Source organism: Metabacillus endolithicus, from assembly GCF_023078335.1.
Taxonomy (GTDB): Bacteria; Bacillota; Bacilli; order Bacillales; family Bacillaceae; genus Metabacillus; species Metabacillus endolithicus.
On the sequence record NZ_CP095550.1, the window covers coordinates 1,742,106 to 1,768,375 of the forward strand.

At 36.4% G+C, this 26,270-nt stretch carries 22 protein-coding genes, 1 pseudogene and 1 riboswitch; of the genes and pseudogenes, 1 reads left to right on the forward strand and 22 read right to left on the reverse strand.

The window, feature by feature from the left end:
* Window positions 1-5: 5 nt before the first annotated feature.
* The 21 genes and pseudogenes from MVE64_RS09325 to MVE64_RS09425 all read right to left on the reverse strand — a co-directional run bounded on the left by MVE64_RS09325 (window position 6) and on the right by MVE64_RS09425 (window position 23,492).
* Window positions 6-458, reverse strand: a complete 453-nt coding sequence (locus MVE64_RS09325; protein WP_247345828.1) for a chemotaxis protein CheX — start codon at window positions 456-458, stop codon at window positions 6-8.
* Window positions 459-668: 210 nt separating this feature from the next.
* On the reverse strand, window positions 669-944 hold the full coding sequence (locus tag MVE64_RS09330; RefSeq protein WP_247345831.1) for an STAS domain-containing protein: 276 nt from the start codon (window positions 942-944) through the stop codon (window positions 669-671).
* An 11-nt stretch (window positions 945-955) separates the two neighbouring features.
* Window positions 956-2,419: a PAS domain-containing protein gene (locus MVE64_RS09335; RefSeq protein ID WP_247345833.1), complete on the reverse strand. Its 1,464-nt coding sequence runs from the start codon at window positions 2,417-2,419 to the stop codon at window positions 956-958.
* 3 nt (window positions 2,420-2,422) lie between these two features.
* Window positions 2,423-2,836: an ATP-binding protein gene (locus MVE64_RS09340; protein ID WP_247345836.1), complete on the reverse strand. Its 414-nt coding sequence runs from the start codon at window positions 2,834-2,836 to the stop codon at window positions 2,423-2,425.
* Window positions 2,837-2,978: 142 nt separating this feature from the next.
* Window positions 2,979-4,670, reverse strand: a complete 1,692-nt coding sequence (locus MVE64_RS09345) for a methyl-accepting chemotaxis protein (protein WP_247345838.1) — start codon at window positions 4,668-4,670, stop codon at window positions 2,979-2,981.
* Window positions 4,667-5,032, reverse strand: a complete 366-nt coding sequence (locus tag MVE64_RS09350; protein WP_247345841.1) for an STAS domain-containing protein — start codon at window positions 5,030-5,032, stop codon at window positions 4,667-4,669. The genes MVE64_RS09345 and MVE64_RS09350 overlap by 4 nt, the downstream gene beginning before the upstream one ends.
* Before the next feature lie 2 nt (window positions 5,033-5,034).
* Complete coding sequence (locus tag MVE64_RS09355; protein ID WP_247345844.1) at window positions 5,035-5,454, reverse strand: ATP-binding protein; 420 nt, start codon at window positions 5,452-5,454, stop codon at window positions 5,035-5,037.
* Between the two features lie 13 nt (window positions 5,455-5,467).
* Window positions 5,468-6,667 carry a GAF domain-containing SpoIIE family protein phosphatase gene (locus MVE64_RS09360; RefSeq protein ID WP_247345847.1) on the reverse strand — a complete coding sequence of 400 codons (1,200 nt, stop codon included), beginning with the start codon at window positions 6,665-6,667 and terminating at the stop codon, window positions 5,468-5,470.
* A gap of 143 nt (window positions 6,668-6,810) precedes the next feature.
* Window positions 6,811-7,743, reverse strand: a complete 933-nt coding sequence (locus tag MVE64_RS09365; RefSeq protein WP_247345848.1) for an alpha/beta hydrolase — start codon at window positions 7,741-7,743, stop codon at window positions 6,811-6,813.
* Window positions 7,744-7,796: 53 nt separating this feature from the next.
* Entirely contained in the window at window positions 7,797-9,458 is a 1,662-nt protein-coding gene (locus MVE64_RS09370) for a glycerol-3-phosphate dehydrogenase/oxidase (RefSeq protein ID WP_247347011.1), read from the reverse strand.
* 200 nt (window positions 9,459-9,658) lie between these two features.
* Window positions 9,659-10,201, reverse strand: coding sequence for a glycerol-3-phosphate responsive antiterminator (locus tag MVE64_RS09375; protein ID WP_247345851.1), 543 nt, complete (start codon window positions 10,199-10,201; stop codon window positions 9,659-9,661).
* A gap of 134 nt (window positions 10,202-10,335) precedes the next feature.
* The gene (locus MVE64_RS09380; RefSeq protein WP_247345853.1) at window positions 10,336-10,485 is read right to left on the reverse strand and encodes a Fur-regulated basic protein FbpA; all 150 of its coding nucleotides are present in this window, start codon (window positions 10,483-10,485) and stop codon (window positions 10,336-10,338) included.
* Between the two features lie 67 nt (window positions 10,486-10,552).
* Window positions 10,553-10,972, reverse strand: coding sequence for a hypothetical protein (locus MVE64_RS09385; protein WP_247345856.1), 420 nt, complete (start codon window positions 10,970-10,972; stop codon window positions 10,553-10,555).
* A gap of 12 nt (window positions 10,973-10,984) precedes the next feature.
* Window positions 10,985-11,743: a hypothetical protein gene (locus MVE64_RS09390; RefSeq protein ID WP_247345859.1), complete on the reverse strand. Its 759-nt coding sequence runs from the start codon at window positions 11,741-11,743 to the stop codon at window positions 10,985-10,987.
* 1,897 nt (window positions 11,744-13,640) lie between these two features.
* On the reverse strand, window positions 13,641-15,035 hold the full coding sequence (locus MVE64_RS09395; RefSeq protein ID WP_247345862.1) for an aldehyde dehydrogenase: 1,395 nt from the start codon (window positions 15,033-15,035) through the stop codon (window positions 13,641-13,643).
* Window positions 15,036-15,160: 125 nt separating this feature from the next.
* Window positions 15,161-16,324, reverse strand: a complete 1,164-nt coding sequence (locus MVE64_RS09400) for an MFS transporter (protein WP_247345865.1) — start codon at window positions 16,322-16,324, stop codon at window positions 15,161-15,163.
* A 148-nt stretch (window positions 16,325-16,472) separates the two neighbouring features.
* A pseudogene (locus tag MVE64_RS09405) lies at window positions 16,473-17,318 on the reverse strand (undecaprenyl-diphosphate phosphatase).
* Window positions 17,319-17,381: 63 nt separating this feature from the next.
* The gene (locus MVE64_RS09410) at window positions 17,382-18,440 is read right to left on the reverse strand and encodes a GGDEF domain-containing protein (RefSeq protein ID WP_247345868.1); all 1,059 of its coding nucleotides are present in this window, start codon (window positions 18,438-18,440) and stop codon (window positions 17,382-17,384) included.
* Between the two features lie 54 nt (window positions 18,441-18,494).
* Window positions 18,495-18,578, reverse strand: a riboswitch (cyclic di-GMP riboswitch).
* 150 nt (window positions 18,579-18,728) lie between these two features.
* Window positions 18,729-19,706 carry a ring-cleaving dioxygenase gene (locus MVE64_RS09415; protein ID WP_247345871.1) on the reverse strand — a complete coding sequence of 326 codons (978 nt, stop codon included), beginning with the start codon at window positions 19,704-19,706 and terminating at the stop codon, window positions 18,729-18,731.
* 210 nt (window positions 19,707-19,916) lie between these two features.
* A complete protein-coding gene (cysI, locus tag MVE64_RS09420) occupies window positions 19,917-21,635 on the reverse strand; it encodes an assimilatory sulfite reductase (NADPH) hemoprotein subunit (protein WP_247345874.1) in 1,719 nt (572 codons plus the stop codon).
* 27 nt (window positions 21,636-21,662) lie between these two features.
* Entirely contained in the window at window positions 21,663-23,492 is a 1,830-nt protein-coding gene (locus tag MVE64_RS09425; RefSeq protein WP_247347013.1) for an assimilatory sulfite reductase (NADPH) flavoprotein subunit, read from the reverse strand.
* A 463-nt stretch (window positions 23,493-23,955) separates the two neighbouring features.
* On the opposite strand from MVE64_RS09425, the gene MVE64_RS09430 reads away from it, so the two are divergent.
* Window positions 23,956-25,350, forward strand: coding sequence for an amidase (locus MVE64_RS09430; protein WP_247345876.1), 1,395 nt, complete (start codon window positions 23,956-23,958; stop codon window positions 25,348-25,350).
* Between the two features lie 35 nt (window positions 25,351-25,385).
* Here the strand turns inward: MVE64_RS09430 and licT are convergent, their stop codons facing one another.
* Window positions 25,386-26,216, reverse strand: a complete 831-nt coding sequence (gene licT / locus MVE64_RS09435) for a BglG family transcription antiterminator LicT (RefSeq protein WP_247345879.1) — start codon at window positions 26,214-26,216, stop codon at window positions 25,386-25,388.
* Window positions 26,217-26,270 lie beyond the last annotated feature (54 nt).

The following is a 26,270-nucleotide window of genomic DNA, read 5'->3' on the forward strand; positions in this document are numbered from 1 at the left end:
CAGCCTTAGTCTATCATTAAGCCAACTGCTAATTTGTTGCCATTTTGAAATGTTACCTCTACTTCTATTGCTTCTCTAAATCCAGAAAGTGTTGAATTTCCTTCCATAATGGTTGGAGCAGTAATATCGATGGTCACACCTTTTGAAAAGATATGCGTACAGAGTCCGCCAGATAGCATATTTCCTAGTTCACCGGAAAAAGATTTTAACATTTCTCCCTCTAGTGCCATTCCAAACATTAATTCTCCAATTGAGCCAAAAACATCAGCATCTGCTTTATACAAAATTTTCCCCTTAACAGCACCTGTTACCCCAACAAGTACTCCATACTGTAAGGATAATTCTTTTTGCACGATAGGTACTGAGACACCTTCATATGGAATAGGAACTATCTGTTTAATCGAGTCGAGTATTCCTTCCTGAAAATCTTCTAATGTTGTTGATACAGTCGCACTCAATAAAAACACCTCCTGTTTATTGGTTGTTGGTCTCACTATTATTTTTTAATTCTATTAACTCGTATACTTGAATTATATCTAAGACTATTTTCTTATTATATAGTACATCATTCCTAGGAATGGCTCAATAATAAGGTTGAGTTATTGTAGAAATTTGCGGATTTTCATCAAAAAAATTGCGTCCGAAAATTCGGACGCAATTTTTTATGATTACTTTATGTTAAAAAGTGTATTTAGTTTTGTGATGTGTAACAGTTTTTGAACTTTATCATTTGCATTTAAAAGTTCCATTTTCTTTTTCTGTGCATTTGCCACTTCGTAAACGGAAACAAAAATTGAAATACCAATACTGTCTACATAGTCAACACTTTCTAAATCAATTAGCAAACCTTGAGTACTCTTATTCAATGTATCGAGCAGATCAGTTAATATCTTTTGATTATTTCTGAAATTCAATTCTGAATGTTCAATATAAAATGTGTCCATAACAACCTTCCTTATGATAATTTTACATAAATAAAGCAAACATCATCTTCATGTTCCGTTAACATTAGGCGTTTATTTATTTTATCTAAATTCTTACGTTCAATAAACTCAGCGGAAAAAACGTTTCCATTCTCCGTTAGAATTTCATTCATTCCATCAGTATGTAAAAAAAGTTCACTATTCGGTTGATAATAGATGGTGCCCATCCTAAAATCATAATTCTTTAGAATGCCTACTGGAATAGAAGTAGAGTCAAACATTTTCACAGTATATCCATTTTTCAAATAAAAATCGGGATGACCTGCATTTATATAATCAATCCTTCTTTTTTTAGTATCTATCAAGAGGTAGATACATGTAAAGTAAAATTTTCCAATTTCTTCATTTTTTTCTAAAAATAAACTGATTTGATGATCATTCAACTTCACTAAGACCTCTTTAGGATCTATAATCTGCTGCTCAAGGAGAAAGTTTATTTCTGCGTTAATAAGCATGGTAATAAGAGACGGCGCTATTCCATGTCCCATTACATCCATTATCGTCACGACATATTGATCCTCATTTATTTGATGCCATTTGTAATAATCTCCTCCTAATTTATTAGAAGGATGATAAAAGCCCTCAATTTCAATTAGATTGTTTTTTAAAGGGTGACTAAGGAGCATTTGCTGCAAATTTCTCGCTAAACTTAAATCAATAGAAATATCCAGCTCCATCATTTTCCTTTTTGTTATATCAACTTGTATTCCAATAAAGTGAGTAAGCTCCCCATTTGGTGAAAGAACTGGACTAATCGTAAGTTCATTCCAAAAAGTTGAGCCATCTTTACGGTAATTAAGAATTTCGCAGTGAATTTCCTTTCTATTTTCAACCGCTTCTCTTAGAGATGATATCGTATTTTTACTACTTTCAGGTCCTTGGAGAAATCGACAGTTTTGACCGATTATTTCTTCACTCCTATAACCTGTTATCTCCTGAAAAGATTTGTTTGCAAAAATAATCGGATTATCATGCTGATTCGGGTCAGTTATAACAATTCCAACTCCTGTTTGATGAACAGCCTCCGCTAATAGAAAATTTTGTTTCCTCAACTGCTTTTTTTCATTTCTCAAGGCAACTAGATTTCCAACATCTTTCAGGACAAACCATATGTATTCCTGTGAATCATGTATGATTGTATCAAACCAGAAGCTGTAATAATGCTTTTTTGATTTACTTGAAATGGCTGTGATGATCATATCCTTCTGAATATCACCAGCCTGCATCATTGGGTATTGTTCTTTTAACAAGTGAAGGGAATTCTCTGTTAAAAAATGAAACTCCGAGTAATGTTTACCTGTAAAATCATCTTGATGGTATTTCAGTATTTTTTGAGCTTTTTCATTGACGTAAACATATCTCCCCTTTTTATCCATGACAAAAACGATTTCAGGGTAATTTTTAAATAGTTGCTCGAAAATAGTAGGCTCCTTCATTTGTTACCCCTCGTCCAGGTGGTAGGCTAAAAAAACTTTTCGACCGTTATCGGAATACCTTATCATATCCGAACATTTCTTCATGATGGCTATTCCTCTGCCTCTAATACTTCTCATATTATTTTCAAAATACTGATCAGGATTGCCGATCAGTTCTAACTTTTTTTTATAATCAAATCCTTCTCCTTTATGGTCACATTCAACAGAGAAACACTTTTCTTTCACTTCTAAATTTAAAGTTATTGGAATAGCTTTGTTTTCTTTCGTTCCATGCTCTAGCGCATTGTTAACTGCTTCCATAATCGAAAAAATAATCACTGTTTTTTTTGCCTTTGCACATTTTTCAATAAATGTCTCGATATCAGGCAAGCTTTGCTGAAATTGGTCGTGATCAGTAAAAACAAATGATTTTTTCATAAAATAATCCCCTAATATCGTTTATTTTTTCTGGTAAGATCTGTTTATTTTTTAAACAGTTTTTCCTAATTTCTTGTAAGTATGCAGAAATAGCAATATGTAGGAAAGCACGATACTTATTTTCAAGTATCGTGCTTCATTTTTACAGGTTAAAGACTGTAAGCTCTTGTTTTAATTGTTCAGCCATCTTCGCCAGCTCTCTTGCGCTTTCAGACACTTCCTCTATCGTTGCACTTTGCTCTTCAGTGGACGCAGCAGCTTCCTCAGATAAAGCTGCTGATGCTTCAATCACTTCTGTAACCTTTTCAATTGAATCAAGAACAGAGCTTGTATAATTTCTTAGTTCTAAGAAGATATCTTTCACCTTTGTAACTCCTTGCTCCGTTTCCTTAACATTAAATACGATTTTATGAAGAGATTCTCCACCTTTTTCAATTAATCCAACCTGTTCTTTTACAGAGACAAGATTTGTTTCCATTGTATTCACAGTTACTTTTGTTTCAGATTGAATGTCTTCAATTAATGTTGTAATTTGGTTTGCAGCTGTATTCGATTGCTCTGCAAGCTTACGAACTTCATCTGCTACAACAGCAAATCCTTTTCCATTTTCACCAGCTCTTGCCGCTTCTATCGCAGCATTCAATGCTAATAAGTTTGTTTGATTTGAAATGTCTGAAATCACTGTAATAATACTGCCAATCTCCTCAGATCGTTTCCCAAGCTTTTGGATGGACTCTGTAGCAAATTCTACAGTATTCGTTACTTTTCCAAGATGCTGAATCGCCTCATTTATTGCCGTATTTCCTTGACCAGCTTCTGTTGTTGAGCGCCTTGCCAAATCAAGAGTTCCATCAATAATTTGACCGCCCACTTCAACATGACTTGCTGTTTCTTTCATTTTAATTAATATATTATTAGCTTCAGAGGATTGCTTCGAAACTCCTGCTGCAATTTCAGTTGTTGTACTAGCAATTTGAGAACTCATTTCCCCTGTTACGTCAGCACTTGCTGATAACTCCTCTGAAGTTGCTGCTGTTTGATCAGCTGTTTCAATCACCTTTGATATAAGGTTCTTCAGATTCGTTTTCATTAAATTAATTGATTGTGATAACTCACCAATTTCATCGTTTAGTTTGGTGTTAATTTCATTACCGGTTAAGTCACCATCAGCAATTTGCTTAGAAAGTGCAGTCATTTTTTGTAATGGTTGAATTTGACGATGAATCACCCACCACATAATAAGTGCAATAACGATTAATGCAACGATCCCCTCTACCAATAGTTGAAATTGAAAGTTAGAAGTCATTGTTTCATAAGCTTCAGTAGAATGACCTACAAATAGCATTCCAATAATTTCACCTGCATGATTTTTAATAGGTTCATAAACTGTAACTAAATTTTTTCCAACAACATTAGCTTCACCGATATACGTTTCACCTTTGGCTAACGTCACAGCAGCAACAGCATCTGAAACCTTTGTTCCTACAGCTCTCTTTCCAGCTTCATCTTTAACATTTGTCGTAACCCTTGTATCTCCTTGGAAGACTGTCACAGCATTACTAGTTAGTTCACCAATGGAATCTACAATCTCTTCATTATCGTTTACCTTTGTATCGCCTTTATATAGCTCATTACCTTTTATTGTCCATTCACCAGGGTATTGTTGGTCTATTAGTCCTTTTGCTACTTTTAAATCACTATTTAAATTCTCTTCAGCAAGATCTAGCACTTCTTTTTTTACCGTATACACAGATTGAAAGATCAAGATTGACGTGCCGATAAGGAAAAGAATTAAAAACCAAAGAGTTAACTTTCCTTTTACACCTAATTTCATAACTCTCTTCCCTCCTTTACTTTTCTGTGCACTTCTTCTAAATTCGAACAAATTATAAATAATTTATTTAGCTTTGCAATGGTAAATAACTCTCGAATAAAGCTATTTTCTATAATTAAAAAAGTAGTTTTATCAGAATCCATGTAATTCAAGAAAGTAATAAATAACCCAATGCCCGTACTATCAACCATTTCTACAGCGGTAAGGTCAAATACATAGTTTGTGGCTTCTGGATTTATTTTTTCAAGAATAGCTTCCTTCGATTCTTGTGTTTTTCCATACGTTAGTTTTCCTGATAATCTAAATAGCTGATATTCTTTCGTTTGTTCTATTTCTGTTGTTTCATTTCTAGCTGCGTCCAATTCTAGGCGCCCCTTTCTTTCTTAACTAAAACCGTAAATAGACCCTCTTCATCATTTTGATCAAAAGAGATACTGTCTACTAGCTCCCTTACCATAAGCAGTCCTCGTCCACGTTCTTCTAAGAGGATATCTTCTAGCTCATGAGTAAAGACTTCACCTTTTACGCCACCACATTCATCAGTTATATGAATGATATACTCTGAATGAGTCATTTCAACATGTGCATTAATAGAATATAGTGATGACGGAGCAGAAAAAGTTTTCACCGTTGCTTCAAAGGAATTAATTAGTAGTTCATGAACAATAAAGCAGATATGGTCTCTTACAGAAGATTGATAAAGTGAGAGTTGCTCCCCAATTACTTTCTCTAGTTTCTCAATTTCATTTAAGTCACATGGAATTTTAACATTTAACGTAAACATACATACCCCCACATTATTTAACCGAAATTGATACCGCACAAATATCGTCGTTTAATGTGTTTAATCGTCTTACTTGGTCCTTCAGCAACGGAATGATGGAAACTTGATTGTTCACATACTCTTTATATCGATCCATTAATGCTAAAATAAGTTGCTTTGAATCATTTTTTTCGATTAAATGATCAAGTACTCCATCCGAATAAAGGAGGATTTCACATGGATTTTGATAGGTTACACTCGCTTCTACATAGGGTAACTCATCCAATATTCCTAATGGTACGCCACCTTCCTCCAATATCTCAGAAGTTCCGTTATGATTGACTAGCATTCCTGCGGGGTGTCCGGCATTATAATACTTAATCACATTGTTGTTCGTATCAATTACTAGATAAATACCTGTTATAAAGGTGGTAACCTTGGAATTATTCTGAAACCACTCTTTTATTAACCGATTTAACTCGCACATTACTTCATAAGGAGAGTTCACATCATTCGCTATTGTTTCTAAAATAGGTGTAATTGCCATTCCTATCATAGCTGATGAAACTCCATGTCCCATAACATCCAGAACAATTGCTGTGTACACGCCATTCTTTACTTTCCCCCAACGGCATAGATCACCTGATAAATCGGAGGAAGGAGTGTAAAGGAAATCCACCTTTATGTGTTCATCATCTATTACTTCACTTAAAAAGGAAGTCTGAATGTTCTTCGCTAACTGAAGCTCCAATGTTATCTGTTCTTCATATTGTTTTAGCTTTGAATACGCCTCTTCTAGACTAATGGTGTTGCTGATAAAGCTTGCAAACATCTCCAAAACAGAAATGTCTTCTTCCCTTAGACGGTTTGGAATCGGATCTAGAGCACATAATGTTCCAAAAACTGATCCATCTTGCATGTAAATAGGTACCCCTGCATATGATCCAATTGAAAATGCATCTGTTACGGCCATGCTTTTAAACGGTTCTTTATTTTCTGCATCTTTTACTAATAAAGGTTTTCTATTGTTAGCTACAATATGGCAGTACGACATTTCGACTGGTTCGTCAACATGGCTCGGAATTGGACATCCGCCTTCAAGATTGAATTTTTCTAGTATTTTAAATCGGTTATTTCTAGTAGTTGCGACAAAAAAAGAACGAGCCGTTATCGTTTCACTCATTAATTGCATGACGTTTAATGCTGCCTGTTCAAACTTCTTTAATTTACTCATAGATCTCCCTTTTTTCGATGGATTTTACATGCAGTTTACTAAGAAAAAGAGTCTTTCTTCTTATATCGACATAATTCTACATTTTTTTACGTTTCTGTCAAAATAAAAAATGTTAGTTTGTTTTGCAAACTAACATTTTACCTTCACTTTTTATTCAATTGTTTTTCCAGCCATTGTAAAAGATCTTTAAATACTTCATCACGATTTACTTCGTTTAACATTTCATGACGACCATCTTTATAGATTTTGTAATCAATTTCAACTATTCCATGCTTTTTCAACTGCTTTATCAATCCTGTTACTCCTTTTGAATAGTTTCCAACAGGATCCATATCTCCGCTAAAAAGATAAAATGGTATATTCTTTTGAACCTTTTTCACTTCTTCATCTTCCTGAATGCGTTTAAGTCCATCATATAGATCATAATAAAAGCTCGTTGTTGCAGGTTTTCCACAATAAGTATCATCAATGTAGTTCTTTATTTGCTGTGGATCACGGGATAACCATTCAAATTCTGTTTCAGCATTTACAAACTTTTTATTATAACTGCCTGTTGTTAATCGATTTAACAATTGACTCTCAGCGTGGCTACCATACTTTTGTATTTGTGACTTTGCAATGAGTTTTGCAATTGATAATGAAATGGGGGAGTTTCCACCTGTACCTGACAAGATCACACCGTGAATATCCGTTTGAAAGCGTTGTAGAAAACGTCTAACTAAAAACGATCCCATACTATGACCCATCAAAAATATAGGCACAGAGGGGTACTGCTCTCGAACATGATCATAAACTTCCTTTAAATCTTCTACCACTTTCTCAAAACCATTATTTTCTGCAAAGTAACCACTATTTCCACTTTTTTCTCCTGTTCGTCCATGTCCCCGATGATCATTACCAACCAAATAAATTCCATTAGCAACTAGGAATTGAGCAAATGTTTCATAACGTTTAATATGCTCAGCCATTCCATGTGACAACTGGATAACGGCTCTTGGTTTCATTGTTTCTTCCCACCATTTTGTAACAAAAACCTCATGTCCATCTTTCATAGGTAACCAATATTCTTCTCCCAACTCATCCACTCCTTAATAAGGGAGTTAGAGCACGCTCCTAACCCCTTCACTGCCTATCTTTCATCAATCGGTGTAACAGCATCTTGTAATTCTTGATCTAATTGTACCTGATAATTCCTCGTTTGCTCTTTTGTCCAATTTAATTTTTTGGCCATGAACGGTATCACTTTTTCTTTCCAAGTAATTACCCAGTTACGATCAAAAAATAAAGCACCAGTCCGGCGAATAAAGAAATCAACCGGCTTCACCACCATTTCATGCTCAATCGCGTACATAAGCTGCGCATATACAACCCTTGATAATCCCATTGCATCATGACTATGATAGCTATTACTATACTCAAAAACTAAATCCACATTAGATCCGTATTGCTTTGCTAAAAAATGACCTTCTTCTTTGGTGAGGCCGTATTTAACTGCCTCTGCCTGTTTTTTCTTAATAAAAGCCATGAATTCCTTCGAACCGCCAACATTACCACCAGAGATTGGATATGTTTTCGTTTGAGAAGTTTTAAAAGATACGCCTGTTGAAGATTCACTAATTCCCTTTGAAACAAGATCCACAACTGATTCAGCCATTTTTCGATAGCCAGTTAATTTTCCACCAGCAATTGTTATAAGTCCACTGTCGGCTTCCCAAATCTCATCCTTCCGAGAAATTTCAGAAGGATCTTTTCCTTTTTCGTAAATTAATGGACGTACTCCGGCCCAGCTTGATTCAACATCTTCCTTTGATAATTTCACATTCGGAAACATATACGTTATGCTGTTTAAAATATAATCTCGGTCTTCTGCAAGCATTTTTGGATTGGCTGTGTCTTCTTCGAAAAATGTATCTGTTGTCCCTACATACGTTTTCCCATCACGTGGAATAGCAAAAACCATTCGTCCGTCAGGTGTATCAAAATAAACAGCTTGTTGAAGAGGAAAAACGGATTGATCAAGTACTAAGTGAACTCCTTTTGTTAATCGAAGCTGTTTGTTATTTCTCGTATAATCCTTGTTTCGTACATCATCCACCCAGGGTCCAGCTGCATTTACCACATTTTTTGCGGAAATGGTGTATTGTGTTTGTGTTAGCACATCCATCACTGTCGCACCTGACACTTTATTATCTTTATATAAAAGATCAACTGCTTTTGCATAATTTACGATATGAGCTCCATTTTGAACAGCTGCCTTTAATACTTCAATTGTTAACCTTGCATCATCTGTTCGATATTCAACGTAATAGCCTCCACCTTTTAACCCCTTTTTCTTAAGTAACGGCTCTTTACGTAATACTTCCTTTGTAGATAGCATTTTCCGGCGTTCTCCCTTTTTGACACTTGCTAAAAAATCATAAAAACGTAACGCAACAGAGGTGGTGAATGTACCAAAGGTTCCTCCTTGGTGTATTGGCAGCAGCATCCATTCAGGTGTTGTGACATGTGGTCCATTTTCATACACAATTGCACGTTCTTTTCCAACCTCTGCCACCATCGCTACTTGAAATTGTTTTAAATACCTTAGACCACCATGAACAAGTTTTGTTGAGCGACTCGATGTTCCTGCAGCAAAATCTTGCATCTCAACAACTGCAACCTTCATCCCTCGAAGGGCAGCATCCAACGCAATCCCAGCCCCTGTAATTCCTCCACCAATAACGAGCAAGTCGTATTCCTGTTTATCCATCGTTTCAAGAAGTGCACCTCTTGTTATACTTGAAAACTTCATCATTTCGACATCCCCTTAGCGTCAAATGTAAGGCTTAATAAAAGGACGGATAACTAACAAAAAAGAGACCAAACAACATCATAGACAAATGACTATAATGTAGTTTGGTCTCTCCAAATCTCTAACCGTCTTATTAACTTACTATTATTGTAGCATTTTACGGGAGGTATGGAAAGATTTCTGTTCAATAGCAACACAATCTACTTGCTGAATTTCCATAGCTCTCGTTTGGATGTGGTAATCGCATCAGCACCAGCCTCAAGCGCCTTTTCCACCTCTTCTGGTGTCCGAATAAGACCTCCGGCAAGAATCTTTGTATTTGTTCGTTCCTTTACCTCTTTAATCATCCACGGCATTGCCCCCGGAAGCACCTCAATGTAATCAGGCTTCGTTTTCTCAAGTAAACGATAACTTCTTTCCAAAGCATGTGAATCAATTAAAAACATTCGTTGAATGGCCACAACACCCTTTTGCTTTGCTTTTAAAATCACATTAGATTTTGTAGAAATAAGACCATATGGATCAAACTCCTGGCATATATATTCAGTAGCATAATCATCGTTTTTCAACCCATGTATGAGATCAACATGGTAAATCAGTTTTTTATGATTCTGCTCTGCTAATTTATGAAAATTGCCCAATTGAGAAATGTGAGTTTCAAGGAATATTCCAATCTCATAATCACTTTGTAAAAATTTCTCAAACTGTTTGATTGAGGAAAAAGCCGGTAAAATTTTTTGCATGGTAGTTCCTTTCCTTCACATAAAAGTTCTATACTAAGCTTAAATTTAAATAGAGTATTTGTAAATAAAAGGTTTTGGTATGAATCTGAAAAGCAAAAACGACCGTGGTAAATTTCATCCCACGATCGTTATTCTCACCTTAATCCGCAATGAATATGATGTCCTGTTACTGCTCTATACTCATTCTCCAACTCACTAAGAGTTAGTTCATATAACTGACGATTATCTGAAGATTTATAGTAATCTAGCCTTAACAATTGCTGAATGACCTGTTCCTTTTTCAAACAAATTGCTTTTTTAAAGATTTCACCGATATTCGTTCACTCCTTTATTAAAGAATGATAGGAAAATCTACATAAATTGACTTTCAATCTCCATTTGATGAAGAAAGTGCTCTAATCTTAATTTAAGTTCCGATGACTCTTTTAAGCATTTTGTGGTATGTAAAAAAGAGGCTTCATCACCTTTCCCCAGAGACTGATCTACTTGAAATTTTAAATGATTTATTTTCAATTCAATATCCACTAATGAAGCTAGATAACCTTTCGTAAAATATTTATCTAAATCTTCCAGAGCCATATAAAAATGCCAATGTTTATTTAAGATCACTAAAATATACCAGCCCGTATCAAAAAGAAATTTTTTATCATTTGTCACTTCAATAAAGTCCTCTTTTTTTATTTCAAGAACATCTGAGTGATCTCCGTCCGGACAAAAACAATCAACAATATGCTCAAACGAATCTGTTACAATAAAATAATGATGATGCATATACTTTCCTCCTTAATGCCACTTATTTTTATTTTTGTTAGGTATTATAGAATGATCCTCCTTACATCTGTCAGTAAATGGACAATTAACACAATGACTTAATGAACCATTTTGAACCAAATCCTTCATATATTCTAAATACATAACACCTTTTGGAATATCCTTCACAGAAGGAGTCGTAACAAACACTTCTCCCTCCATTAAAGAATAAATCTCAATTTTTTCTGGTAAAATACCAAAAGCTTCGTAAGAGAAAACGGCTAGTAAATGAGTGTAAAGATCTATTAATTCCTGGTCTGCATCCACAAGGAATTTTTTAATAGTAAATGACTTTGTTGACCATTCAACCAACTCAAGTGTAATGGAAAACTGCATCTCCAAGACTTTCATATATGTATGAAGCTTCTCATATAAAATCAAAGGTGGGGTGTCATTGTTTTTGGTAGAAAGAAACTGCAATAGATGATCAGTTGTTTTGGCCAAAATCATATAATATTTTTCTTTAGACTGAAAGTAGCGAAGACTAACATTACTCCAATAATGATCAATTAACTTAAAGGCCATTAACTTTGTCTGTTCTTTTACAGGCAACTGATAATAAGCCTGAACAACTCCATTAATAAGTAATTGAACAATCTGTCTCCACCTTATATCACTTTCTTTTCCCTCTAAATTTTGCTGGTAATAAATTTTATATGGACATTTAATAAATGACTCTAAATGCTCATCAGTCATCGGACTTATATAAGTCTGGGTGTATTTATGTACCATTTAGAATCCCTTCCTTTTCCTTTAAATGAAATTCATTCTCATTATTGATGATCATCGAGTAAACCTGCACCGCAGCAGGAACAAACCTGATCTTCATGTTCTTCTTTACATTCGAGAAAAACCGCAAAGTGTACAATAAATGAATATAATGATGGGCGTTGTATGTTCCATCATACTCTCCTTGTTATTGAAAATGATTATCATTATCCTTGAGAGTTATTTTAAATGAAAACAATTCTCAATGTCAAGCAGATCTTATGACTTTGATTTGGGAAGTTTACATTAGAAAAATGAAAAGAAATGTTTTTGGAAAACTTATAATGGCATACAAAAAAGCTTGGTGACCAGCCAAGCTTTTTCACTATATAGGGGGTTGGGGAAAATCGAGTTTCAAGATGAATCAAGGCAACCCTGCTTTGAACGACCGCTTAGTGACGACTATGTAAAGTAAGGTGTAATTGATTATCTCTATAATTATATGATAATGATTCTCAATATCATTGTCAATGACTTTTATGAATTTTATTAATTATTTTTTGTTTATTGATGCAGAGCTAGTTGCATGTGTCTTAGTGTACTTTTAGTTTAACGTTTCTTTTCACTTTTTATGATTGGCTTAGAGAACATTGGCTATTATCGGGAGCTATTTTGGTCTCATGGCCTGATTTGTGTCCCGATTCTTCTACTATCGAGACACATTTTGTTTCCACGACCTGTTTTTTGTCTCGATTCTTCTACTATCGGGACAAATTTTGGTCTCATGACCGGATTTCTGTCCCGATTCCTCCACTATCGGGACACATTTCGATCCCATGACCTAATTTGTGTCCCGATTCCTCTACTATCGAGACACACCTTGATCCCACGACCTGATTTGTGTCCCGATTCCTCTTCTATCGGGACACATTTTAATCCCACGACCGGTTTCTTGTCCCGATTCCTCTTCTATCGAGACACATTTTAATCCCACGACCGGTTTCTTGTCCCAATTCCTCTTCTATCGAGACACATTTTAATCCCACGATCGGTTTTTTGTCCCGATTCCTTCACTATCCAGACACATTTTAATCCCCTACCGGTTTCTTGTCCCGATTCCTCTTCTATCGGGACACATTTTAATCCCACGACCGGTTTCTTGTCCCGATTCCTCTTCTATCGAGACACACCTTGATCCCACGACCTGATTTGTGTCCCGATTCCTCTTCTATCGGGACACATTTTAATCCCACGACCGGTTTCTTGTCCCGATTCCTCTTCTATCGAGACACATTTTAATCCCACGACCGGTTTCTTGTCCCGATTCCTCTTCTATCGAGACACATTTTAATCCCACGACCGGTTTCTTGTCCCGATTCCTCTTCTATCGGGACACATTTTAATCCCACGACCGGTTTCTTGTCCCGATTCCTCTTCTATCGGGACACATTTTAATCCCACGACCGGTTTCTTGTCCCGATTCCTCTTCTATCGAGACACAATTTAATCCCACGACCGGTTTCTTGTCCCGATTCCTCTTCTATCGAGACACAATTTAATCCCACGACCGGTTTCTTGTCCCAATTCCTCTTCTATCGGGACACATTTCGATCCCATGACCTAATTTGTGTCCCGATTCCTCTACTATCGAGACACACCTTGATCCCACGACCTGATTTGTGTCCCGATTCCTCTTCTATCGAGACACATTTTAATCCCACGACCGGTTTCTTGTCCCAATTCCTCTTCTATCGGGACACATTTTAATCCCACGACCGGTTTCTTGTCCCGATTCCTCTTCTATCGAGACAAGGTTTGCACTCCAGAACTGATCCTTGTCCTGATTCTGTCTTTCTGCGTGCAATTCTTGTTTGTTAACTTTCATTAAAGAGACCACTCCCTTCCGAAGTCAGAGTCTCTCTTATTTCATTAACCTCTTAATCAATTTCAATCCATTTTTTGCATTAGGATATCTAAAATGAAAGTCAAAGCGGTTCGTTTGTTTGAGGACACTTTTATAATGTGAAAATGCTGTAAAGCTCGATTCACCATGGTAAGTACCCATACCGCTTTCTCCGACACCTCCAAAAGGTAGATACGGGGTGGCAATATGCATAAGTGTATCGTTAATACATCCACCACCGAATGAAATAGATTCTGTTACTTTCTTCTCCATTTCTTCAGATGTTGTAAATAAATACAAAGCTAACGGCTTAGGACGGTCTGTTACAAAATCAATCACGGTTCGGATATTTTCATATTCAACCACAGGAAAGATTGGTCCGAAGATTTCATCTGTCATAACGCCAGAAGTCATACTTTCCGGTTCTAACAAAGTTGGCTCTATTTTCAAGCTTGCCTCGTCAGATTCACCTCCAAATAATATTGAACCGTCGGACAAATACTTCTTTAATCGCTGAAAATGACGATCATTTACAATTCTTGTAAACTCCTCATTTTCTAATGGTTTATCTCCATAAAAATCAACAATAACCTTCTTAAGCTCAGTTAAGAATTCCTGTTTTACTTTCTTGTGAACATATAAATAATCAGGAGCAATACAGGTTTGACCTGCATTAATGAATTTACCAAAGGCAATCCGTTTTGCAGCCAATTCAATATTTGCTGTTTCATCTACGATACAAGGACTTTTTCCACCCAATTCAAGTGTAATTGGAATTAATCGTTTAGCTGCTGCTTCCATTACGACTTTTCCAACAGGTACACTTCCTGTAAAAAAGATATAATCAAACTCTTGATCTAATAAATATGTCGTCGTTTCAACACCACCTTCAAGTACAGCTATGTATTCAGAAGAAAAGGTGTCTCCTATCATATCAGCAAGCAATGTTGAAGTGTGCGGGGTTAATTCTGAAGGTTTTAGAACTGCTGTGTTTCCTGCTGCAATTGCACCAATTAAAGGAGCCAGTTGGAGCTGAAAAGGATAATTCCATGGAGCAATAATAAGCGATACTCCATATGGTTCCGCCACTTTAAACCCCTTTGAGCCAAAATGTGTTTTGGCAGTTTTTACTTTTTCCGGCTTCATCCATTTATCAATATGTTTTAATGTAAAACCTATTTCCTCTAAAAGAAATCCGATTTCAGTGACATATGCCTCTGTTTCTGATTTATTTAAATCCTGTTTGAGAGCGAGGCATATCTTCTCTTCGTTTTTTCTAATTTGTTCAGCAAGCTTCTTCAACATACTTACTCGAAAATCTTTTGATTTTGTATGTCCGTTACGAAAAAACTCCTTTTGCCTTCTTACAGTATTCTTGACTGCAGTAAGCGATTGCTCCTTTATTTGTGTCATGGGAAAAGCCCTCCTAATACGCTTCATCACTTATTGTTAATATAGACATCTTACGTTCATAATGTCAAAAAGAGGTGTGCCTAAATGCTATAGAAAGAGACTTAATCTTATGATTAAGCCTTTTATTAGAATGATTGTGCCCGCTCGCCTTGCACCGTAGTTTTCATAAATCCCCACTTCACTGATAAGATCACCCCTATGAATCCAGCTCCACCAGCCGTTAAAAACACTGAAACATAAGTATCTTCATTACTAAAAAGCCCCGCAACAAATGGTCCAAGAAAAATACCTAACGCATAAATTGCTTGAAAGAGACCCATTGCTGTTGCACGTTTATTGTTTGGAATCGTTTGAATAGCCATGCCCATTAATAATGGTATCGTCATTCCTTGTGCAAATCCATTTAAAGCTTGAGTAACATATAGAATAGGTAGACTGCTGATAAATGGTATTATAGCGGAAAATATAAATGTTCCAAAAAAGCCTATCATTAGTATTGTCCATTTTTGAAAACGAGCAACCAAATATCTACCTGTCACAATCGGTGCAACAGCATGTGGTACCATGAAACTAAATACAAGAAAAAGCAATGTTTTACTTTCGGCACCTATTGTTAAAGCATAATCAGGGGTAAAACCAAACATCGTAATAAATAAGACTGCATGAGCAATTGCGGATAAAATTGCTGCTTTTAACACAATCTTTTCTCTAAAAACTTCGGTCAGTTCGTGTTTTTCAATCTTCTTAGCATTCTTTTCACCGCTTATCTCTCTCACTCGTAAAGCTAGAAGAATTCCAATCGTACCAATAACCCCACCTAACCAAAAAGGCGCCTTCCAGCCCCAGTGACTAACAAGATAGCCACTTAAGCCCATACTAATAAGCTGAGATGATACCGTTATAAACTGGACATTCCCCATTGCCTTTGTTGTGTCTTCTTGTTTAAAATAACTGGCATATAATACGGTAAACGCCACCCACATCGAAGCAGTTACTCCTGAAACAAACCTGGCTAATAACGCAAATCCAAGGCTTTCTGTTAAAGCAAAACCAAAGCAGCTAATAACCCCTGTAATGAGTCCAATAATGACAAACGGTTTACGAATTTGTAGTCGATCTGAAATAATCCCTACCGGAAGACGTAGTAAAATTTGCATGATCCCATAACTACCAACGATAAATCCTACTAATGTATAAGTCCCACCTAAGAAATCCAAATATGATACAAACACTGGAACATAAATATAAAGAGAGAACCAATAGGTAAAGGTAATGATAATGAATAACATATGGTCATAGACTGAAACCTTTTTAACGTTTATAGCACTAATCCCTCCTAAAACAAACTTTCACCCTTATATGTATGTTATCTTTTTTTTACATATTTTTAAATCCTAAAAAGCCTGTTCCATTTTTTCTCTAGAACAGGCTAATAAATTAAAAGTATACAATCCATATCACAATAACTAATAAAATTCGGTAAATCGCAAATGGCATAAGTTTGATTTTATTTATGAGCTTTAGGAAAAAACGAATGGAAAGAAGTGCAAATATAAAGGCACTTATAAATCCGGCAATAAAAAACGGCATTGCTTCAATAGTGAAATATTGCCAGTTTTTCAAAAGAGAGATCGCACTTGCTCCCGCCATGATTGGTACTGCCATAATAAAAGTGAAATCAGCTGCAGCACGGTGGCTCATTCCGAGTAGAACTCCTCCTGAAATGGTTGATCCTGAACGGGAAAATCCAGGCCATAATGAAAGACATTGTATTAATCCAACAGAAAATGCTTGTTTATAAGTAATTTGATCAACTGTCTCAATTTTTGCTTCCTTTGGACCAAAAAGATCGGCTGCGATCATTAAGACTGCCCCAACAACTAAACCGATTAACACAGTTGTAATAGAAAATAAATGTTCATCTATATAATCCTCGAAAAGAACGCCTAGCACACCGGCTGGGATTAAGCCCCCACAATGACTTGAGTAAGCTTTAAACGACTTGATTCTTCCGTAGATTTAGTTGTTTTTTTGCTCAATCTTTCTAAACCTAACATTTGGATAAAACGGTCCTTAAAGACGACCACTACAGCTAAAATGGAGCCTAATTGTATAACAATTTTAAACGTATTTGCCACATATTTTCCTAAAAATTCTTCCGATTGTAACCACATATCATCGACAATAATCATATGACCTGTTGAAGAAACGGGTGCAAACTCAGTTAACCCTTCTACTAAGTTCCCCCAGTATAACAGCCTTTAAGAGTGTAAGAATATCCATCTTTTAAGCTCCTATCATTCTTTTAATCGTTAAACCACAGAAGTAAGTATAACGTTAAAATTGTCAGGAGGGAATCTCTTTTTTCTTTTCGCCTTGCTCACCAAACATCATAATTTTATTTCGCCCATTAGCTTTTGCTGAATACAAAGCTTGGTCTGCCTGTTCTAATACTAGTTCAGCTAGTTGGCCCGGTTGAGACTCGGCTATACCAAAGCTTGCAGTAAGTTTCCCAACTACCTTAAACTGATGTTGGTTAACTAAGAGTTTTAGATTTTCGGCTAATTTTAATGTGTTTTCAATCGTCACTTTTTTTGTGATGACAACGAATTCTTCTCCACCCCAGCGAGCAAAAAAGTCATTTTTGTTTAAACCGCTATTAATGACCTTAGTTATTTCTATTAATACTGAATCACCTACACTATGTCCATACTGATCATTCACTTTTTTGAAATAATCAATATCAAAAAAGATAATAGAATAAGTTTTACTTTCAGAATTAAGCTTTTCAAACAACTGGTGAACAGCCCGTCTATTCTCAATACCGGTTAACATATCTTTAAAAGCCATTTGCTCAAGCATTGAAGTCCTAACAGATGCATCAAGGCTTTTTCTGGCGAAGAAAAGGATAACAATATAAACAAACATTGCTAACTGATAGTTTATAAGTGAGTTGATCATATCAACCTGTATAGTGCTCAAAGAAGATAAAATGATTGCTGTTGTTATAGACCATACAACAATGGATAACACAATTCCGTAAATTCCATAGAATGTAATAAAAATATAAATATAAATCATCGGTGTCCAAACTGCAGCATCACTAATAGAATAATGTTGACTCTGAGCACTCTCCACATGTAAAGACCAGTATGTTAGCAACAAATGAACAATAGACACTGATATAAAAATTGTAAGTTCAACGTATCTAAAGAAAATTCTCTTCAAGATAAAAAAGTAAGAACTTATAAAAAGGATTAAGTATGATGCTAATATAGTTCTATCTAGAAAGTTAAATTCATTCCACCTAGGAAGACCAAATAATAGAGCCAGTAAAACTATGGGTATAACATATAAATACAGCTTTCGTTTTTGATTTTCAAATGTTGATAGATCACTAGACAAGACCGTCATCTCCTAAAAAAAGAACTAATCCACCGATTAGTTCTTTTATATTAAATCGGTAACTGGCAAGCATATTCCTCAGAACTTACCCCTGTAGCTTTGCGTCTCTACCTTTCAGTAGATTTGCCCTTAACTATTTAGTTGGAGTTGAGAAAACAGGAATTTGTTCCCTGATACTTTTTACCTATAGTCCTATTCTATCCTAATATGGATAAATCTACAAGTAATAAACATTCTTAGTTTATAGTTAATTTTAAAAAGGAAAACCTATAAGGTCTTCCTTTTTTCCTACTCCTTTACGAACTCCTTTGTACTACGAACGGTATCAATTGGACGAACCAGCTTTTCAATTTGTTCCCGTTTTGGCTCTAGAAATGGAGGTAATGATAGCTTTTCTCCTAGAGTTTCATAAGGTTCATCTCCCATAAAACCTGGACCATCTGTCGCAAATTCAAATAGTATATGAGGAGCAACTCTGGCATATAGAGATTCAAAGAAGTGACGATTTACATAGCCTGAAGTTGGAAAACCTATGCCTTGCATATGACTAATCCACTCTTCTAACACTTCGCGGTCTTCAACACGGAAGGCAACATGATGGACAGTACCATAGCCTTGAATTCCTTGAGGAAGCATCACATTGTGCTCCAAAATGATCTGTGCTCCATTCCCTCCTTCCCCAACTTCAAAGAGGTGAAATGCCCCTTCCTTTGCTACTTCCTTAAATCCAAGTGCCTTTTCTAGCACCTCTTTCATTTGTTCAACATTATTTACCACGATAAAAATGGGTCCTAGTCCTGTAATCGCATAATCTAATGGAATCGGCCCTTTTTGCCATGGCGTTCCAGAGGCAATTCCTTCATTTTGTTCATCTGATATTAATTGATATTGTTGATCATCAAAATCTACGAAGGATAGTGTTTTTTTTCCAAACTGCTCTTTAATTCCTGTATGTTTAACTTCCAGGCGATCAAAACGTTTTACCCAATAATCTAATGCAGCATCTGTTGGGACTCGAAACGATGTTTTGGAAATTTCATTTGTCCCGTGTACTCCTTTTGGAATTCCTGGGAAATCAAAGAATGTCATGTCTGTCCCCGCACTTCCTACATCATCAGCAAAAAATAAGTGATATGTCTGGATATCATCCTGATTTACTGTTTTCTTAACTAAACGCATTCCTAATACATATGTGAAGAACTCATAATTTTTCTCAGCACTACTTGTTATAGCCGTTACATGATGAATACCTTTTAGTTGATTCATTGTGATCCTCCATTATTTTGTTATGTTTATATTTTAACTACAAGTTGTTAGTAACATCCCTCTCAAAATATCTCTAAATAAAATATCTCGATTTAAAGATAATATACCATAGAAAAACCTTTCTTTCAAACAATAGAAACTTAGCTTACTTCCAAAGCCAATTTCATGAATGTATAAAAAAAAGACAGGCTTCCCCTGTCTTTGCCTATATTAATCGTGGAAGTTCGTTCCGTCTGTTGTTTCTCCAATAATACCTGCGCGAATGACAAAGTCACCAAAGTGCTCATTTTCTTCACGTTCCTTCGCATAACGAGGGATAATCGTATTAAGCTCTTTTAGAATTTCTTCTTCACCGATATTTTCACGGTACATTTTGCTTAAACGGCTTCCGTCATGTGCTGCACCAAGATACATATTGTATTTACCAGGTGCTTTACCGATAAAGCCGATTTCACCTAATGCGTGGCGGGCACATCCATTTGGACAGCCTGTCATACGAATGGTGATTTCTTTATCTTTTAGACCGTTTTGATCCACAATCTCATCGATTTTATCAATTAATTTTGGTAAGTAACGTTCTGCTTCAGCCATTGCTAAACCACATGTTGGTAGAGCAACACATGCTAATGCACTACGACGTAATGCAGAATAATGCTTACCATCTGTTAAACCGTATTTTTCAATTAGTTCATTGATTTTTTTCTTTTTCTGACTTGATACATTTCCAATGATCAGGTTTTGGTTTGCTGTTAAACGGAAGTCACCTGTGTGAATTTTAGCAATTTCTCTAATACCTGTCATAAGCTTGTAGTCGTCATAGTCTGTTACACGTCCACCTTCAATAAATAGTGTGAAGTTCCATTTTCCTTTCACACCTTTTTCCCAACCATAACGATCTCCGTTATGATCGAAAGTGAATGGCTTCGCTTCTTCTAAACTCCAGCCAAGACGATTTTCTAACTCTTCTTTTACGTTTTCAAGTCCTAGGCGATCGACCGTATATTTGAAACGTGCATTTTTACGTACAGAACGATTTCCATAGTCACGTTGAATTGTAATGATTTTTTCTGCTACATCATAAGCCTGTTCTGGTTTAATGAAACCAATAACTTTCGCAAGCTGTGGATATGTTTCTTTATCACCATGACTCATACCCATACCACCGCCAATTGCTACGTTAAAACCAACAAGCTTGTCGTTCTCAACAACGGCAATATAACCTAAGTCTTGAGAGAAAATATCAACATCATTTGATGGTGGGACAGCAATACCAATCTTAAATTTACGTGGTAGGTAAAGCGGACCGTACATTGGCTCAGCATCTTCTGTATCAGGTGTACCAGCTACTCTTTCTTCATCAAGCCATATTTCATGATAAGCTCTTGTACGTGGTAATAAATCATCACTTAGTTTTTTCGACCATTCATACACTTCTTGATGTACGTTCGATTGATACGGATTTGCCACACACATTACGTTACGGTTAACGTCTCCACAGGCAGCGATTGTATCCATTAATGAAGCATGAATACCTTGAATCGTTTTCTTCATGTTCCATTTTAAAATTCCATGCATTTGGAACGTCATACGAGTTGTTAACTTTAACGTACCGTTTCCGTATTTTTGGGCAAGGTCATCCATAACAAGCCACTGGTTTGGTGTTGCAACACCACCAGGTAAACGAACACGTAGCATAAATTGATAAGCTGGTTCTAATTTTTGTTTTTGACGCTCATTTCGAAGATCACGGTCATCTTGTAAATAGCTTCCGTGGTGTTTCATTAAGCGGTTATCATCATCTGAAATACCTGAGCTTAATGGCTCAAGCATAGATTCTTTAAGCGTCCCACGCAAAAAGTCACTTCTTTCTTTAATGTCTTCAACATCACTTGGTGGGCCTTCTGGTGCTTTTAATATTTTGTTCGCCATGTTGCTAATCTCCTTTCAATCAAAAAATCAATATACATCGCGTTGATAGCGTTTATTTTGTTTCATATCTGCAAGATAGGCCTCAGCTTTTTCACGGCTTAATCCGCCTTCTTTTTCAATAATGTCGATAAGTGTGTTATTAACATCTTTCGCCATATGATTTTTATCACCGCAAACGTACACAACAGCCCCTTCTTCAAGCCATTGGAACAACTCTTTGCTGTGCTCTTGCATGCGATTCTGTACATAAACTTTCTCGTCTTGATCACGTGAAAAAGCAACATCCATTCTCGTTAACACACCATCTTTAATCCATTTTTGCCATTCTGTTTGGTAGAGAAAATCTGTTACAAAATGTTGATCACCGAAGAACATCCACGATTTACCTTCTGCACCGATTTCTTCACGCTCTTGCATAAATGCACGGAACGGCGCAACACCAGTACCAGGTCCAACCATTATAATTGGTGTATCAGGATTTTGTGGTAGTCTAAAGTTTTGATTTTTTTGGATATACACAGGTAATGTATCACCTGGTTGCAGGCGTTCTGCTACTTGAGTTGATGCCACACCTTTACGCTTGCGACCATGTGTTTCATATCGAACAGCCCCAATTGTTAGATGAACTTCCTCAGGATTTGCAGCTAAACTACTTGCAATAGAATATAGACGAACTGGCATTTTACGTAGAACTCCAGCGAAATCCTGTGCAGATACTTCCCATGGACCAAAGTCACGAATTAAATCTAATAGGTCACGACCATCAATATATGCTTTTATAGAATCCCTGTTTGATACAAGTGATTGTAAATCTTTATTAGAATTAAGCTGTGCTGCTTTTTCAACAACAGGTTTCGTTAACGTGGCAATTTCAACCCTTGAGCTTAATGCCTCTTTCAATGTTACTTCTTCATTATTCACTGTAACTTTTTCAGTTGCATCCCATTTTACCGCTTCAAGAATAAGGTCAACAAGTTCAGGATCATTTTCCGGGTAAACACCTAGTGCATCACCTGGCTCAAATGTAAGTCCAGATCCTTCTAATGACAACTCAAGATGACGCGTTTCTTTATTAGAGCCGCGACCATTTAGGTTTAGGTTTTCAAGAACCTCTGCTTTAAATGGATTTGTTCTTGAGTAAGCTGATTCTAAAGCTTGAGAAGCAGGGGCAGCTGCTTCTTGCGATTGAACAGGTTCTGTTCCCGCAGCTTGCGCTTCATCAAGACCAGCTAAAACTCCGGCAATCCACTCAGCTGCAGGCTCATCAAAGTCTAAATCACAATCAATACGTGGATAAAGACGAGTTCCACCAAGGTCTTCTAAACGTTGATCAAATTCTTTTCCTGTATGACAGAAAAACTCATAAGAGCTATCACCAAGCGAAAGAACTGAGTAACGAAGTTCATCAAGCTTTGGAGCTCGTTTACCATGAAGGAATTCATGGAAAGAAATTGCATTATCCGGTGGATCTCCCTCGCCATGTGTACTTACTACAATAAGAAGATTCTCTACCTTCTTTAAGCTGTTTGGTTTAAAATCACTCATTGATGAAACGGTTACTTTATAACCACGACTCTCGAGTTCTTTTCCTGCCTTATTTGCAAGACCCTGGGCATTACCAGTTTGAGAACCAAATAGAATCGTAACATCCTTAGATACTGGCTTTACATTTACTGGAACAACAGCCTCTACTACCGGCGCTTCGGGAGCAGCCGTAACATTAGCAGAACCAGCTTGTGTAGCAGCTAGATACCCACTCAACCAGACTTTTTGAGATTCCGTCAAGGTTGGCAGAAGACGATTAAGGAGCTCTACTTGCTCCTGATTAAACGGACTGTTCATTACCTGAAGTTGCAACAAAATCCACACCTCACAAAATTTACTTGTACAAATTATTCATAATTACTAGTTTCCATTATTTTAGTCTCACTGACAAGTGAAAAATATAATTCATTTTACCACAACTCATTATTCCTATCAATAAAGTTGGAATTTAATTGTGTGAAGAATGAAAAAGTTTTTGACAAGTTTGTGAGGATTGATGTTGTTTATTATGTGATACTTTTTGTTAAAAGGAAAACTTTGTTCGTTCCATTGCACTCCAGACACTCGCTTTCCGCGGGGAGGAAGCTGAGCCTCCTCGTCTTCGCCTGCGGGGTCTCAGCCTTTCCTCTACCTCCCGCAGGAGTCGAGTGTCTTCCGTTCCATTCCACTATCGTTATATAATAGAGTCAAAGTAAAAAATTTTAAACATAAATCCTCTTAAAAATACCCGTACTAAGCCAAAGCCAAAAAGTACCTATTCAAGGAGAATTCACCTATGCACCAATTAAATTGGCTCGATGCCACTGAACAGGCTTATCTTATTAAAACCAAACAAATTTCAGCTGCAGAATTAGTTTCCCATACAATTGACTTAATAGAAGAGTTAAATCCCAAATTAAATGCTGTCACACATAAATTGTATGAAGACAGGTTACCATCAACTGAATCCGGTCCTTTTGCAGGTGTTCCGTTCCTTATGAAGGATTTGGATTTTTTTGCAAACACCCCCTACACAGCAGGATCTACATATCTTAAAAACTTTATTGCCCCTGCTGATAGTGAGTACTCATCACGAATCCGTCAACAAACGGGGCTTATCACAATCGGAAAAACAAATACCTGTGAGTTTGGACTAGTACCGACTACAGAGCCTTTACAATATGGTCCAACGAGAAATCCCTGGAATCCAACCTACACAGTTGGAGGCTCAAGCGGAGGAGCTGCGGCTGCCGTTGCAGCTGGAATTGTTCCAATGGCACATGCTTCGGACGGGGGAGGATCCATTCGAATTCCCGCTTCTTGTTGTGGAGTTTTTGGCCTAAAAGTAAGTAGAGGTAGAATTCCAAAAAACCCTGATCCGGTTGGCCTCGGAGTTAATCATGTGATTACGCGGACTGTTCGAGATAGTGCTGGACTTCTTGATGCTACATATGGAAATAATCCTGGTGACCCATTCTCTGTATCACAACCAAGTGATTCATTTGTCACTGAGTCAACCAAAGAACCTAGGAAATTAAAAATAGCTGTTTTACAAACCGGATTTAACGGTAAAAAGATTCATCCTGATTGTGAAGATGCTGTTTTAGATGCAGCAAATCTCTGTCAATCTCTTGGCCATGATGTTGAGGAGGGATTTCCTACTATTCATGTTGATCAATATAATCGAGCATTCCAAGTGCTTTGGCAATCATCCTTTTCACAAGGAATACATTCTTTAACAAATTTAACTGGAAGAGCTCCGAAGCAAGAAGAACTAGAACCTTATACTTGGGAAGTTTTACACTGCGGGAATTCATACAGAGCAACAGAGTATCTTGCTGCGCTTAGCTACATGCAGCAAGTAACAAAAGAAGTTGCCCAATTTTTCACCAACTACGATCTCCTGTTAACTCCAACTCTTAGTGAGCCACCTTTAAGAATCGGTGAGTTATGTTATAAAGGTAATATAGATGAGTATGTTAACAGACTAAATGAATGGGTGCCCTACACCCCACTCGCGAATACAACAGGCTGTCCGGCGATGTCCGTTCCATTATTTTGGAATAAAGATAACTTACCTATTGGTGTTCAGTTTATGGCACCGCTTGGAGATGAAGCTACTCTGTTTCAGCTTGCTGGACAGCTTGAGCGAGAACGGCCTTGGAAGGATATTAAACCTACTATTATATAGAAGAAAGTAGACGAAAAAATCGTCTACTTTTCCTTTTATCGATTAATAACCCTCTCAATATGAATGGTCAAATATAGCTTTTCATCATTCGTTAACTCATAATCAAATTGTCTTTTCACATAATCATTAATTTTTTCCGTGCATTCATAAGCTTGTTTGTGTTTGTTTTTTACAGCTTCAAACAGGAAGTCGTCTTCACCTACCATATAGGTTTTGCTGTATAGTCTTTGAGCGAAAAACTTCAAGTGAGTGACAAATCGGAAAAAGTTAAGTGACTCTTCGTTAAAATCCATCTTAAAGTGATATTTAACAATTTTCAAAATGTCTTGCATCGTTTTTGTAATGTTTACGATATTAGGCATTTCTTCATTTAGCTCTGCATTCACAATATGCATGGCAATAAAGCCAGCCTCATCCTCAGGTAATGTAACATCAAGCTTTTCCTTAATCATGCCCAGTGCTTCTAAACCAAGAGAAAATTCATCTTTATATAACTTTTTGATTTCCCATAGCAAAGCATTTCTTATATCGAGGCCTTTTTTATTACGTTCAATGGCAAAATTAATGTGATCTGTAAGTGAAACATAAATGCTATCATTTAATTCTCTTCCAAGCCTACTTTTTGCCTTTTTTATGATTTCTTCTGTTACTTCCATAAGCTCAAGTGAAACTTCATATAATAATGTTTTAAAACGTTCTGACATATCTTTATTTTTCAGTGTGAACACTTTCTCAATTTTGTCATCATCTATTTCGTCACCAGGTCTTTTTTGAAAAGCAAGACCTTTCCCCATGATAACAAGCTCTATATTTTCTTCATTAAATGCACTTACTACATTATTGTTAAATACCTTTTCTATTTTCATATAACCACCTAAACTTTTTATGGTTTATTTGTCAAACAGATTTTCTCGTATAAG